We start from the raw sequence: 15,399 nt of genomic DNA, 5'->3' as shown, positions 1-15,399 counted from the left end.
ATGATACAATGCGAAAATTTAATGAAAATCTATAAGATTGATGAGGAGCACGAAGTCATCGCCTTGCAAGGGTTGGATTTGCATGTGGAGAAAGGCGAAATGATGGGGATTATTGGCAGTAGTGGCAGTGGGAAGTCCACTCTTTTGAATATGCTCGGCGGATTAGATCGCCCAACAGCTGGAAAATTGATCGTCGATGGTAAAAATCTGTTGCGCCTATCTGACCGTGAGCTTGTGAAATATAAGTTAGAAAGTGTTGGATTTGTTTGGCAAAATAATGCGCGAAATTTAATTCCCTATTTATCTGCAGTGGAAAATGTGGAAATGCCGATGCTACTAAAAGGAGGGCAGAAACGGTCGCGAGCTAAGGAATTATTGGAGATTGTCGGACTGGGGCATCGGTTTAAAAGCAGGTTAGGCTCCCTATCAGGTGGAGAACAGCAGCGGGTTGCGATTGCAATTGCTCTTGCAAACGAACCAAGCCTTATCCTGGCAGACGAACCAACCGGTAGTGTAGACGGGAAAACCGCTGATACAATTTTAGATGTACTACATCATTTGAATAGGGAATTGGGCGTTACTGTTGTAATCGTTACTCATGATACTCAACTTAAAAGTAAAATGGATCGGATTGTCGCGATTCGCGATGGTAAAACGTCGAGTGAAATTTTGCGACGTTCCCAATTGCTTCATCAAAATCAAGAAATGAAGGAAGACATGCAAGAGGAAACTCATGTCGAATTAGCTGTTTTAGATAGTGCTCGACGAATTCAAATTCCTGAAGAATATTTAAAGGCGATTGGGATTACAAACAGCAACAAAGTTCACCTCAAAATGGAAGATGAAAAAATTGTTATTGCCAATCCGAATGAATGATTATTAGCAGATAAGAAGGATCAAGGGGACTTCCATTGAATAATAGTTTTTTCTGCTTCAACAAGAAAGAGGCTTAGACATAATTAAGTGTTAAACTCCAAGGACGAATAATGCATTATCTAAGCGGAGAAATATTCGCAGACTCCTACGGGAAGTAAGAGTTTGGTAAGATCCCCGAAGGAAACCTGAGGAGGCTTCCACCCGCCCGGGGAAAGCGAAGTATATTTCCGAAGCGGGATATGTACCCTAGTAGTTCGTTTTTGTCCTTGGTGAAAATACTTATGTTCTAGCCTCTTTCTCTATGTCTCAACTAGCTTATAATCTTATAAAAAAATATTTTATCAATTGAAATATACGGATGAGTTATTTATAATGAATGGAAGTCTTGTACGCACAACTAACATTGTAGATTGGTACCCATGCGTATATATGGAATTATAATAATTAGCTTCTCAATACCAAATAAAGTAAGCGCTTCTTTTAAAATTTTAGCCTTTTCTTTATATAGAATAATCAATGGAAGGTAAAGAGAGCGAATCTATAGGTAAGGAAAGATGAAGGTACATAAGTAATGCTATATAAAATCAAATAATAGAAAGTAGAGGGAAAAATGTCACATTTAGATTTTGCGAAAACTCCATTGGACACGTTTTACAAAAGCAGAACAATATCTTTTGATGACTCTATGGACTATTTTTCAATCACCGTTAATGTATGGTGGGACGCTGCCAGATATCGATGAATTCACATTGAGCTTATTCACTAATCGTGATGTTTTATATATGTACCAAACATTAACCGATCGTCGTCAGTATTATCGAGATGATAGCTGGATTGTTTGGCATGCTAGAAATGATCAAAACGAGTATTTTGCATTTTTTAATGTGAGTGAGGAAGAGTCGGAAGTACCAAAAGAAATATGGTCAAAACTTCTGAAACCAGAGGAAACAGTCAAAGACTTATGGCGCCAGCAAGAATTGACCATGCCAAATCAAAAAGTTGCAAGTCATGGGGCTCTACTTGTTCGCAAGCAAGTTTAGTAGTTATATAGTCAAGCATATACAACAAACCCATTGATTACTTGTTCTAAAGGAGCTTTTAGATGAACACGATTAAAACAAATGCGATTACGATTACGGATTCATATGTTAAAAGAGCGCAGGACCATCTTGTGCATTATTTATTGAGTATGAAATCGGAAAAATTTTTATTTGAAGTGTTTAAAGTGGCGAATCTTAAACCCTTAACAAACGAAGGGTATCAAGGCTGGGAAAGAAGTGACCAAATTAATTTCAGAGGGCATTTTTTTGGGCATTATATGTCAGCTTTGGCTTTAGCTTATTATGCCGAGAAAAACAATTCTTATAAAAAACAATTATTGGAACAAATGCAAGTGGCGGTGGCTGGATTTTTACAAGCGCAGGAGAATTATGCCTTAAATAACCCCAAAAGCGCGGGTTATATCTCTGCCTTCCGAGAGTCAGCGCTTGATGAAGTAGAAGGAAAGAGCATTTCACCCGAAGATAAAGAGAATGTTCTTGTCCCTTGGTATAATTTGCATAAAATTTTAGCTGGTTTATTAGATATTCATGAATCCCTAAAAGGAATTGAAGAAAAGACAAGCCAAGCGGCACTAAAAGTTGCCAGTCAATTTGGTGATTACATTTATAATCGCATGATGAAATTAGCGGATAAAAACAACATGTTACAAATCGAATATGGCGGGATGAACGATGCGCTCTATCATTTATTCGAATTAACGAAACAGAAAAAGCATATGATTGCGGCTACTTATTTTGATGAGGATGAACTATTTAAGAAATTAGCAAAGCATGAAAATGTCCTTCCAGGAAAACATGCGAATACGCAAATTCCAAAATTAATCGGTGCATTAAAGAGATACCAAGTTTTTCAGGACGAAGACTTATATTCTTTACTTTCGGTCGAAGAAAGAGAAAAACTTACAGTCTATTTTACAGCTGCAAAGAATTTCTGGGATATTGTCGTTAATTATCATACATACTGTACAGGTGGAAATAGTCAAAGTGAGCATTTTCACGAACCTAATTCGCTTTATCATGATGCAGAAGTTCGGAATGGAGATTGTACATGTGAAACTTGTAATACTCATAATATGCTAAAGCTAACACGCAATTTGTATTTTCTCACTAAAGATCCGAAGTATTTGGATTACTACGAGAAAACATATATTAATGCCATTCTAGCTTCACAAAATCCAGAAGATGGGATGATGATGTATTTTCAACCAATGGGGGCTGGATATAATAAAATATATAACCGTCCTTATGATGAATTTTGGTGCTGTACAGGAACGGGAGTAGAAAGCTTTGCGAAGCTGGCCGATACTTATTATTTTCAAACAGATAAGCATATTTTAGTTAATCTTTATTTCTCAAATGAAGTCAGCATAATAGATAATAATATTCGTTTTGTTCAACAATCTGATCGTAAAAATAGCTTTTCCACTTTCACTACCAGTGCAATTAATGAAGATGCAGTGAAGCCAATCTATTTAGCATTACGGATTCCCGCTTGGACAGCTGAATTTGAAGTGTTTCATAATGATGTTAAGACTGATTTTGAATTAATAGATGGATTTGCCTATCTAAAACAGCCTATTGGACAAAATGAAACCGTCATGATTAAATTTGCTCCTTACTTGAAAATGGTGTCGGCCATGGATAATCCTAATTATGTGGCGTTTGAACACGGTCCTTATGTATTAGCAGGTGGTCTCGGAACCGAAAATGTTTCTGCTGATCATCCAAATGGAATTATCGTTCGCGTAGGTACGAAGGAACGTTTATTGCCTGATGCTTTAACGATGACTGCCGATGATTGGCGGGAAAACTTTCAAGAATATATGCGGCCGGTCGAACGAGAAGATAATCTTTTCGCTTTTCAAGCGGACAATATTGAAGAACAAATTACTTTTACACCATATTATGAAATGCATGGTGAACGTTATGGAATCTATTTTAAATTGTTGAAAGCGGATTCTAAAACAGCTCAAGAGGCGTTGAAAAAGAAAGAAGAATGGATACGAGAGCAAGAGCTTATTTTAGCTGAATTACACAATTTTGATGAAAATAATAGTGAATATGCAAAAAAGCTTACTTACAAACAATCCGAGGTCGGTGCATTTTTAGGGAGGCGTTATCGGAAAGCTTTTAAAAATGGTTGGTTTAGCTATGAATTTACTGTTCATACAAAGAAAGATTTTTATTTGCAACTAGATTTTCATCGGGACGATGTAGGTAAACAAATGGACTTAATTTTGAATGGGCAAGAGACACGAACAATGACTGTTAATGGTAAGGTGGAGGGTGAATTTATATCTCAACATATCCTGCTAGATAAAGCTCTGTTATTGAAGGAAGGGAATATGAAATTAACTTTTAAAACGATTGAGGAGGAAACACCTAGAATTTTTGGAATAACCTTTTTAACTAGTTAAAAAGGTTATATAGAGGTGGTTGGGATGGATTTTTCAGATGTGTTATGTGTGAAACGAGAGAATGTCCATTTTCATTGGTGTGGCTACCTTCAAGCTAATGGGCCATGGAAACATGAGGAGCGGATCAATTCTGATTTTGAATTAATGATTGTTACAGAAGGTGTACTTCAACTAGTTGTGGAAGACAAAAAAATAGAGCTATACCCTGGAAATATGCTCTTGCTTCCTCCAAATACATATTTTGTAGGGGGTGGTGCCGCTACAAACCTAGGTTTCTATTGGGTTCATTTTGAAGCAACTAAGCTGGAGTCATCTATTTCGAACCATTCAAGATTGTTGAAATTACCGGTTTTTTCAAAAGAATTATTACTTGATAACGAATTACTATTAATCCAGCAAATGCAAACCATTAAGCAGATGGACTTTCCAACTTCTGATCTCATCGATGCATATTTACATACACTTTTGTTGGGTATTAGTGAAAAATTTCAGCAACCACTATATTTAAAAACAGATAGGCACTATTTAATTGATTATATCAAAAATTATATACAGTGGAATTATCAAAGAATGATTTCTGTAGAGGAGATTGCTAATTATTTTGGTTATAACAAAGCTTATGTTTCCTATCTATTTTCTCGTGAATCAGGGGAAACAATTACTCAATATATAAATAACATACGCTTAGAGGCTGCTAGACAGTCTTTATTAACGACAAATGACAGTATCCAAAGAATAGCTAATAAAAATGGCTTTGAAGATGAAAAATACTTCAGTCGAATTTTTTCAAAAAAATATCAACATTCGCCACGCGCTTACCGCAAGCGCTATGGGCGGATTGAAAAAATGTAAGTCAATGACCAATCAGAGCATAAGGAAGTTAAACAACTAGTTTTTCTCCACCTTTTCTGTATTTCTCTCTAACTAAATAATCTTCTGTAACGATTAAGATAGGGATAAACAATTTAGGAAATGAGGGACGAAAAATGAAGGCTGAAACAAAGATGACAAGTGGATTTTGGAATACCTATCAAAATGTTGTAAATAGGAATGTAATTCCCTATCAATGGCGAGCGTTAAATGATCAATTGGATGATACGGATCCTAGCCATGCCCTTAAAAATTTCCGTATTGCAGCAGGTTTGGAAGAGGATGAGTACTATGGCATGGTCTTTCAAGATAGTGATGTATACAAGTGGTTAGAGAGTGTTGCATATAGCTTGAATAATGATCCAAATGCTGAATTAGAGGCTCGTGCAGATGGTGTGATCCATTTAATTGAGCAAGCCCAATTGGCAGATGGCTATATAAATACGTATTATCAAGTAAAGGCAGGTTTAGAAAATCGTTGGACAAATGTGAGAGACAATCATGAATTATATTGTGCTGGGCATTTGATTGAAGCAGCAGTAGCATATTTTGAAGTTACAGGAAAAGATGCCTTTTTAACAATTGCTAAGAAATTTGCTCATTATATTGCAGAGGTTTTTGGACCAAATGAAGGACAAATTAAAGGCTATCCAGGACATGAAGAAATTGAATTAGCCCTTATTCGCCTATTTTTAGTGACGAACGATAAAAAGTACCTAGATTTAGCTACTTTCTTTGTTGAAGAAAGAGGAAAGAAGCCGCATTATTTCGATTTAGAAGCAGAAACGTATGGAAGGAATTCACAAAACTGGTGGCATGGCAACCATGACTATTCTCAAGCACATGCACCTATTCGTGAGCAAAAAGAAGCGAAGGGGCATGCTGTTCGGGCCATGTACTTCTATACGGCAGTTGCCGATTTAGCGCGCTTAAATCAGGATGAATCGTTAGCTAAGGCTGTGAAAATTTTATGGGATAATGTTGTGAAGCAAAAAATGTCTATTAATGGTGGAATTGGAGCTAGTGCATGGGGAGAAGCCTTTGCAGAAAACTATAATTTACCAAATGATACTGCTTACAATGAAACTTGTGCCTCAATCGGATTAGCATTTTGGGCTAAGCGGATGTTAGAGCTAGAAATAAACGGTGAATATGCTGATGTCTTGGAAAATGCAGTCTACAATGGTTCGTTATGTGGGATGGATTTAAAAGGTGAACGTTTCTTATACGTAAATCCATTAGAAATTAACGGAGAGAATGCCTGCAAACGACGCGATCATTCACATGTTACACCAGAAAGAAAAAAATGGTTTAATTGTGCATGCTGCCCGCCTAATTTAGCGCGGTTAATTGGTTCTATCGGGAATTATTTTGTAAGTGATATCAGTGATCATTTATATCTCCATATGTACGGTGAAAGTGAAACGAGCCTAGTGTGGCAGGGACAAAACATTGTTTTGCGTCAGGAAACTTATTATCCCTTTTCCGGTGATGTTAAAATTACTTTCTTAAGCGATCAATCAGTTCAAGGGAAAGTTAGTATACGCATCCCTGCTTGGTCAGAAAATACAAGGCTTAAAGTAAATGGTGAAGTGGTTAAAGTTGATAGCCACAATGGGTATGTTCTACTTGACCGTAATTGGGAAAATAATGACGTTATTGAATTAGGATTAGATATGAAACCACGACGAGTTTTTGCTAACACCATTGTTACCGAAGATATTGGCAAGACTGCTATAATGCGGGGACCGCTAGTATATGTTGCGGAAGAGACAGATAATGGTCGTGATTTAGGCACGATTTGGTTAACGGACGCCCCGATTATAACAGAAAAAAATGAGGACCTTCTACCGCATGCAGTTTATCTAAAAACGGCTGGGAAAAAACTAGTGTCTAATGATAATACTACTTATAGTTACCAAAAACCGAGCTTTGAAGCAATGGAAGTAACTTTTGTTCCATACTTTATGTGGGGCAATCGTGGCTATGGTGAGATTCGAGTGTGGCTAAATCAATACATTTAAAAAATAAACGAGGCGGGGACAAAAATATTTTCACCAAAGAAAAAAACGTACTACTAGAGGGCATATACCTCCGCTCTGGAAATATACTTCGCTTTCCGCGGGCGAGTGGCAAGCCTCCTGAGGCTTTCGACTTCCGGGGTCTTCGCAGGAGTCTACGTATATTTCCTCCGCTAACGTAATGCATTGTTCGTCTTGAGAGCTTAACATTTTAGCTTTGTCCCAGCCTCGTTTGCTACTATTTTTGTTAAGAAAACTATAAAATTCTTGGCTTGTGGATAAATGTTTACGTTGCGATTGGTGTCTAGCGCCCAGCGACTAGCAAACTTTCAGCTTCTGCTTGCGTAAGTCAACATCGGCTTATGCTTCGCCGTGTTTCCTTTATCTCGTCAGAAGCCTTTAAATTTGTACGTCGCTGTACAGGCGCCTCCGCCTTTCCTGATTGTTTCGGTTAAATGGCTTTTGTTGACTCACGAATAATTAATTCCGGTTCATATGTCACATTCTGTTTTTCGAATGTGTCTGGGTGTTCAATGGCCTCGACAATCCACTTGGCTGCGTCTATTCCTAATTGAGCTTTCGGATGGTTAATAGAAGTGATTTTCACCTCTGATGCTTCTACAAGAGCAGAATTATCATAGCCAATGATGGAGATATCATCAGGAATTCGATAGCCTTTTCCTTTTAAAATATGAATAATCTTTAATGCAATCTCATCATTGTAACAAACAATCCCTGTCGGAGTTTGTTCTGGATCAGCCAATAGATTTTCAATTTTCTCCAGAAAAACATTTGGTAAATCTTCGGTTGTATAGGAAATAACCGTATCATTTTGAAACGGAATTTGATGATTACGGAAAGCATTGATAAACCCCTTCATTCGATAAATCCCCTGTAAGTCATCTGTTTTAAAAATCCCAATAATTTTATTATGACCGAGTTCAATTAAATGTTCTGTTGCCATCAATCCACCTTTTTCATCATCCATTAAAATATAAGGAGGATTTAATTGTGAGTAATACTGATTAATCATTAAATAAGGGATTTTCTTCTGTTCCAATTCCAAATAATAAGGAATATTGGGGTTATAACCACTACTTTTTGTTGGTTCAATTATCAGCCCATCTACATTTCGCTCCAACATCGCCTCTAAACATTGCTTTTCTTTTTCCACTTCATTATTTGTGCTAGAGATGAATAAGGAATAGCCTTTTGATGTGAGATAAGACTCCATTCCCCTAATAATTGTTGGGAAAATATAATCAGAGATATAGGTCGTAATAATCCCGATATTTTTACCTGAAGTTGTTGGCTTTGAAAGGGAGGGGGAAAGAAACTCCGGTTGCTCTGCACAAAATGTTCCTGCCCCTTGCTCGCGGTATAGTAAGCCTTCATGAACAAGTTCCCCGATCGCTTGTCTGATTGTATGTCTGCTTACTTGAAACATTTTAGAAAGCTCATTTTCGGAATAAATTTTATCTCCAGGTTTAACCTTTCCTGTTTCTATCCATTCTTTAATTTTATTTATAACCATTATGTATTTTGCGGACTGTGCCATAAAATCTTGCCTCCAAGCTGTTTTTCCGTTCTTTCCTAATATAATAAAAATCAGTTCATCTAGATTGTACTGACAATTTTTATTAATAAATGTCTGTATCATCACTGTGGTAAATAGAGGTGTTGACCTCTCTACATGAAATAAAAGTATCATAAATAAGTGAAAAAGGGAAGTTAATGGATCAGCTGATCCGTACATGTACAAAAGAACAATATATAAAATTCCTTTTATATATTGAAAAATTTTAAGTGCATGTTAGAATATAATATAAGTTATACGTACAAGTTCAAATGGTTGATACGAATTCGCGAAAATATAATTTTAAATGTAAGGGTGAGGAGATTGGCAAAATATTCGATTGGTGTAGATTATGGAACCCAATCTGGTCGAGCGGTTCTAGTTGAAATTGGCTCCGGTCGCGAGATTGCGACTTCTGTTAAAGAATATACTCATGGTGTTATGGATCAATTTTTACCAGGGAATAAGATAAAACTCGAAGACGATTGGGCATTGCAGCATCCCAATGATTATTTAGAGGTGTTGCAAGTAACGATCCCTTCTGTGTTAACAAAAGCAAATGTTGCAGCAGAAGACGTGATCGGAATTGGAATTGATTTTACGGCTTGTACAGTCCTGCCTGTGAAAAAGGATGGCACACCTCTCTGTATGTTAGAGAAATATAAAGAACATCCACATAGCTATGTAAAATTGTGGAAGCATCATGCAGCACAAGAGGAAGCAAATCGTTTAAATGAGATTGCTGCAGAACGTGGAGAGGATTTTCTAAAGCGATATGGTGGGAAAATCTCTTCTGAATGGGTGTTTCCGAAAGTTTGGCAGATTCTAAATGAAGCACATGAAATTTATGAGGAAGCAGATCAAATTGTCGAGGCAACCGATTGGGTCATTTCTCAGTTAACTGGTGAAATCAAACGGAATAGTTGTACAGCAGGATATAAAGCGATTTGGCATAAGCAGAAAGGGTATCCTTCAAAGGAATTCTTTAAAGCATTAGATCCGCGTTTAGAAAATGTGGTTGAAGAGAAGTTATCGAATGATATTTATTCCATTGGAGCCAAGGCTGGAGAAATCACTGCTGAAGCGGCAGCGTTAACAGGACTAAAACAAGGAACTGCTGTTGCAGTAGCGAATGTCGATGCCCATGTTTCCATTCCGGCTGTGGGGATTACAGAACCAGGTAAATTATTGATGATTATGGGAACAAGCACATGTCATATTTTACTAGGGGAGGAAGAAAAGATTGTCCCTGGTATGTGTGGAGTAGTTGAGGATGGTGTATTACCTGGATTAATGGGATATGAAGCAGGGCAATCCTGTGTCGGTGACCACTTTGAATGGTTTACTGAAAATTGTGTCCCAGAAACTTATGAAAAAGAGGCGAAAGAAAAGGGAGTCAATATTCATCAATTATTAACAGAGAAAGCTAGTAAACTACGACCTGGTGAAAGCGGTCTTCTCGCGTTAGATTGGTGGAATGGAAATCGCTCCACCCTTGTGGATGTGGACTTAACAGGCGTATTGCTAGGGGCAACACTTTTAACAAAGCCAGAGGAGATTTATCGTGCCCTAATTGAGGCAACTGCTTATGGGACACGGACGATTGTAGAAGCTTTCCGTAACAGTGGTGTGCCGGTAAACGAAATCTATGCATGTGGCGGGATTGCAGAGAAAAATGCGCTAATGATGCAAATTTACGCTGATGTATTGAACTCAGAAATCAAAATTTCTGCCTCTTCTCAAACTCCTGCATTAGGTTCAGCGATGTTTGGCGCAGTTGCCGCTGGAAAAGACCGTGGTGGATATGATGACATCACTGATGCTGCTATAGAAATGGGAGGCGTGAAAGAGGAAACATTTAAACCAAATTCCGAGAATGTAAACGTTTATGAACAACTTTACTCAGAATATGAAACTTTATATAACTATTTTGGTCGTGGTGAAAATGATGTGATGAAGCGACTGAAAAATATTAAAAAGCAGAGTCTTTAAATGGATGTTCAAAAAACTGATGAAAATCACTTAGAGATAGAGGATGGATTGGAGGAGAAAGAATGCTTGCAGAATTAAAGCAAAGAGTATTAGAAGCCAACTTACAATTACCTGAATATGGCCTTGTGACATTTACATGGGGAAATGTTAGTGGGATAGATCGTGAAAAAGGTCTTGTCGTTATAAAACCGAGTGGAGTTGCTTATTCTGAATTGCAGGCTGATGATTTGGTTGTTTTGGATTTAGAAGGAAATATCGTGGAAGGGGATTTACGTCCTTCTTCTGATACCCCTACTCATCTAGCACTCTATAAAGCTTTTAAAGAAATCGGTGGAGTTGTTCATACTCATTCCCCATGGGCGACAAGTTGGGCACAAGCGAAAAGATCAATCCCTGCTCTGGGCACAACGCATGCAGATTATTACTATGGAGAAATTCCAGTGACTCGTCCCTTATCACAACAAGAGATTGAACAAGCGTATGAGCTTGAAACAGGAAATGTCATCATTGAAACGTTCAAAAACTTACAATTAGATCCCATAGCGATGCCAGGTGTATTGGTCGGCGGCCATGCCCCCTTTAACTGGGGGAAAGATGCCCATGAAGCCGTTCATAACGCTGTTGTGTTGGAAGAAGTAGCCAAAATGGCCTTGCATTCATTCCAACTCACTCCAAATGTCGAGCCACTAGACCAATACTTATTAGATAAGCACTACTTACGCAAACATGGCCCAAATGCTTACTACGGACAAAAATAAAGTGAAACTTCATTCAGTGGGGATTTTTTCATCCCCCACTGATTAGTAAGGATCAAAGGCTAAATTCGCAACATCCTGTTGGCAGACTCAAACGCGACGTCCTGTCGCTTCGTCTGCACTAGTACATCCTATACGTTGCTACGCCTTTGTGACCTGCGTTCTACAGGCCTGAATCAATCGGGTATTTACTGGCAGTTGTCCCCACTTACAATTCTCGTTTTTACCTCGAAATCTTGAAGTGGGGGTCTTACTGCCAGTTAATTCGGGATAAATAAATGCGATCATGTCGAATATTAACAGGAGAGTGAATGTTTATGTTAAAGGTAAAAGACTATGAGTTTTGGTTTGTTACAGGTAGTCAAAATCTATATGGTGAGGATGTTATAAAACAGGTTGAGGAACATTCTCGGAAAATGGTTGTGGGTCTTGATCAGGATCCAGCTGTCACATATAAGTTAGTATTTAAATCGGTTGTCAAGGAAGCAGATTCCATTCGTAGATTGTTTCTTGAGGCCAATGCGGATGAGAACTGTGCGGGAATTATTACTTGGATGCACACCTTTTCACCGGCAAAAATGTGGATTGCAGGCTTGAATGTACTGAAAAAGCCATTGCTACATCTACATACACAGTTTAACCGGGATATTCCCTGGGACGGTATTGATATGGATTTCATGAACTTAAATCAATCCGCACATGGCGATCGCGAATTTGGCTTTATCGGCAGTCGCATGAATATTAAACGAAAAGTTGTTGTCGGACATTGGGAAAATCAAGAAGTACGCGTGAGAATCGGAAGCTGGATGCGTACTGCAGTGGCTGTTTCCGAGAGTCACACATTGAAGGTGGCCCGTTTTGGTGACAATATGCGTAATGTTGCAGTGACTGAAGGGGATAAAGTTGAAGCGCAAATCAAACTGGGCTGGACCGTTGATGCATATGGTGTTGGTGATTTAGTTGAAAGAATTGAAGCTGTATCTGAACAAGATATTGATCAGCTTATGGATGAATATGCGGAACAGTATTCAATTGTTCCAGAGGGACTTCAGGACGGAGCGGTTCGAGATTCCATTCGTTATCAAGCTAAATTGGAAGTAGCTTTAAAGAGTTTTTTGGAAGAGGGCGGTTATACAGCTTTCTCTAATACGTTTGAAGATTTACATGGGATGCACCAGCTTCCGGGACTTGCCACTCAACGCTTGATGGAGCAAGGGTACGGTTATGGTGGTGAAGGGGACTGGAAAACCGCAGCTCTTGTTCGCCTTATGAAAATCATAGCAGATGGTAAAGATACATCCTTTATGGAAGATTACACATATCATTTTGAACCTGGAAATGAAATGGTTCTTGGATCCCATATGCTCGAAGTTTGTCCAACGATTGCTGAAGCGAAACCAACAATTGAAGTTCATCCACTAGGAATTGGTGGAAAGGCAGATCCAGCAAGACTGGTCTTTAATGGGCATGAAGGGGCTGCTTTAAATGCTTCCATTATTGATCTTGGTCATCGTTTCCGGTTAGTCATTAATGAAGTGGATGCTGTAAAAATTGAAAAGGATATGCCGAAGCTGCCTGTCGCTCGCGTGCTTTGGAAACTCCAGCCTTCCATGTCACAAGGAGCTGAAAATTGGATTATGGCTGGCGGTGCTCACCATTCTTGCTACTCATATCGGGTGACAAGTGAGCAATTAAAGGATTTTGCTGATTTGCTAGGAATCGAATCAGTCCTTATTAATAACGACACGAACACTCATGCCTTTGAAAATGAATTGCGGTTAAATGAAATTTTTTATAAGTGAAAATTACAGGAATAAGTCTTTTAAACATGCAAACTTGCTTCTTATTAAGGATTGATGGCGTCACAGGACATGATGTCATCAATCTCGCGCCTAATATGCTAGTTGTTCGTTAAGGATTTTGGCTAGGTAGGTTCCATTCTATCATTATAAAAAAGTAGGAAAAAGGAGAGCTAGGATTTGAATAATAAAATTGTCATTAACACTGATGTTGAAAAAGCAAAGATTAATAAAAATATATATGGTCATTTTGCAGAGCACTTAGGCCGTGGAATCTATGAAGGGATTTGGGTTGGAGAGGATTCTCCTATACCAAATACCAACGGGATTAGAAATGATGTGCTTGAAGCATTGAAAAACATTCAAATCCCTGTATTACGTTGGCCTGGAGGCTGTTTTGCAGATGAATATCATTGGAAAGACGGAATTGGCCCGCGGGAGAATAGAAAAAGAATGGTCAATACACACTGGGGTGGTGTGGTTGAGAATAACCATTTTGGCACACATGAGTTTATGATGCTCTGTGACATGCTTGGAGCAGAGCCTTATATTTGTGGAAATGTTGGAAGCGGTACCGTCCAGGAAATGTCCGAATGGGTTGAATATATGACCTTTGATGGAGAGTCTCCAATGGCGGATTGGCGAAAAGAAAATGGTCAGCCAGAGCCATGGAAATTGAAATATTTTGGGGTTGGGAATGAAAACTGGGGCTGTGGTGGAAATATGCGTCCTGAATATTACGCAGATCTCTATCGTCGTTATCAGACTTATGTGCGGAATTATGGAGACAACAGGCTTTACAAGATTGCTGGTGGAGCCAATGTGGACGATTATCGCTGGACAGAAGTGTTGATGAAAAATGCCCATTGGATGATGGATGGATTGAGCCTTCATTACTATACAGTTCCTGGTGAATGGCATCATAAAGGGTCTGCAACAGACTTTCCAGAGGATCAGTGGTTTATTACATTAAAAAAAGCTCTTCATATGGATACTTTAATATCAAGGCATAGCGCCATTATGGACCAATATGATCCACAGAAAAGAGTCGGTATGATCATTGATGAATGGGGAACATGGTTTGATCCTGAGCCCGGGATAAATCCCGGTTTCCTTTATCAACAGAATTCAATTCGTGATGCACTTGTGGCAGGCCTACATTTTAATATTTTCCATGAACATGCGGAGCGTGTCCAAATGACCAATATCGCGCAAACAGTTAATGTGTTGCAGGCGATGATATTAACAGAAGGAGAGAAGATGCTTTTCACGCCAACCTATCATGTGTTTGATATGTTTAAAGTGCATCATGATGCCTCCTTGCTACAAGTGGATGGTCAAATTAATCAATATCAATTTGGGGATGAATTTTTACCACAGGTGAGTATTTCTGCTTCAAAGGATAAGGATGGTAAAGTTCATATCAGTCTATGTAACTTAGATCACCAGAACGAGGCAAATCTTAATCTAGACTTGCGTGGCCTCGACTTATCCGCTAGCAAGCTAAGTGGAAAAATTCTTACTGCAGATGAGATAGATGCACATAACACTTTTGACCAGCCAGAACAGGTGAAACCAGTTGAATGGACAGATGTGAGGGTTGATGGTCAAGCCATTACCGCTAAACTTCCAGCTATGTCTGTGGCCGTTTTAACATTGGAATAGGAGAAGACGATGGTGAAATTACTCTGTAAGGGCTGCACGGAAAGTGTAATCGTTTCAAATGAACTTGTGGAGGATCTGCTTCTGGATGCCGAAAAGAAAGGCATAAAAATGGTCTCTTTAAAAAGCTATCAAGAAAGATTGCAGCATTGTCAAACGTGCCCCGCCCTTCAATACGGAACAACCTGTAAATATAGTGGAGGTCTTGTTCAATATAAAGCAAAAATATTAAGTGGAACATGCCCATGCCCTGCAGGATCTAAATGGATTGGAGCATAAATTTTTCAGGCGTGTCGCACGCCTGAAAAATCAACTCTATCCGAGAGTAAATCAACTCTATCCGAGAGTAAATCAACTCTATCCGAGAGTA

At 38.6% G+C, this 15,399-nt stretch carries 11 protein-coding genes; 10 read left to right on the top strand and 1 reads right to left on the bottom strand.

What is annotated here, in order from left to right:
• The 5 genes from IPU53_RS21925 to IPU53_RS21905 all read left to right on the top strand — a co-directional run bounded on the left by IPU53_RS21925 (position 1) and on the right by IPU53_RS21905 (position 7,248).
• On the top strand, positions 1–876 hold the full coding sequence (locus IPU53_RS21925) for an ABC transporter ATP-binding protein (protein WP_207453181.1): 876 nt from the start codon (positions 1–3) through the stop codon (positions 874–876).
• A 677-nt stretch (positions 877–1,553) separates the two neighbouring features.
• Entirely contained in the window at positions 1,554–1,916 is a 363-nt protein-coding gene (locus IPU53_RS21920) for a hypothetical protein (protein WP_396019972.1), read from the top strand.
• Between the two features lie 62 nt (positions 1,917–1,978).
• Positions 1,979–4,354, top strand: coding sequence for a glycoside hydrolase family 127 protein (locus tag IPU53_RS21915; RefSeq protein ID WP_207453177.1), 2,376 nt, complete (start codon positions 1,979–1,981; stop codon positions 4,352–4,354).
• Positions 4,355–4,378: 24 nt separating this feature from the next.
• The gene (locus IPU53_RS21910) at positions 4,379–5,206 is read left to right on the top strand and encodes an AraC family transcriptional regulator (protein WP_207453175.1); all 828 of its coding nucleotides are present in this window, start codon (positions 4,379–4,381) and stop codon (positions 5,204–5,206) included.
• Between the two features lie 134 nt (positions 5,207–5,340).
• Positions 5,341–7,248: a glycoside hydrolase family 127 protein gene (locus IPU53_RS21905; RefSeq protein ID WP_207453173.1), complete on the top strand. Its 1,908-nt coding sequence runs from the start codon at positions 5,341–5,343 to the stop codon at positions 7,246–7,248.
• A 448-nt stretch (positions 7,249–7,696) separates the two neighbouring features.
• Here IPU53_RS21905 and IPU53_RS21900 read toward each other — a convergent pair whose 3' ends face one another.
• A complete protein-coding gene (locus IPU53_RS21900) occupies positions 7,697–8,803 on the bottom strand; it encodes a GntR family transcriptional regulator (protein WP_207453171.1) in 1,107 nt (368 codons plus the stop codon).
• 342 nt (positions 8,804–9,145) lie between these two features.
• On the opposite strand from IPU53_RS21900, the gene araB reads away from it, so the two are divergent.
• The 5 genes from araB (at position 9,146) to IPU53_RS21875 (ending at position 15,308) form a co-directional block, all read left to right on the top strand.
• Positions 9,146–10,813: a ribulokinase gene (araB, locus tag IPU53_RS21895; protein WP_242698500.1), complete on the top strand. Its 1,668-nt coding sequence runs from the start codon at positions 9,146–9,148 to the stop codon at positions 10,811–10,813.
• 62 nt (positions 10,814–10,875) lie between these two features.
• Positions 10,876–11,571 (top strand): L-ribulose-5-phosphate 4-epimerase, encoded by a 696-nt coding sequence (gene araD / locus IPU53_RS21890; RefSeq protein WP_207453167.1) that lies wholly within the window; start codon positions 10,876–10,878, stop codon positions 11,569–11,571.
• A gap of 314 nt (positions 11,572–11,885) precedes the next feature.
• On the top strand, positions 11,886–13,370 hold the full coding sequence (araA, locus tag IPU53_RS21885; RefSeq protein ID WP_207453166.1) for an L-arabinose isomerase: 1,485 nt from the start codon (positions 11,886–11,888) through the stop codon (positions 13,368–13,370).
• 177 nt (positions 13,371–13,547) lie between these two features.
• Positions 13,548–15,032 (top strand): alpha-N-arabinofuranosidase, encoded by a 1,485-nt coding sequence (locus IPU53_RS21880; protein ID WP_207453164.1) that lies wholly within the window; start codon positions 13,548–13,550, stop codon positions 15,030–15,032.
• A 9-nt stretch (positions 15,033–15,041) separates the two neighbouring features.
• A complete protein-coding gene (locus IPU53_RS21875) occupies positions 15,042–15,308 on the top strand; it encodes a hypothetical protein (RefSeq protein ID WP_207453162.1) in 267 nt (88 codons plus the stop codon).
• Positions 15,309–15,399 lie beyond the last annotated feature (91 nt).

Origin of the sequence: Bacillus sp. SD088, assembly GCF_017355205.1 — a bacterium.
GTDB lineage: Bacteria > Bacillota > Bacilli > Bacillales > Bacillaceae_C > Lederbergia.
Note: the sequence above shows the minus strand (reverse complement) of the source record. Positions and strands in the feature narration are given on the sequence as shown.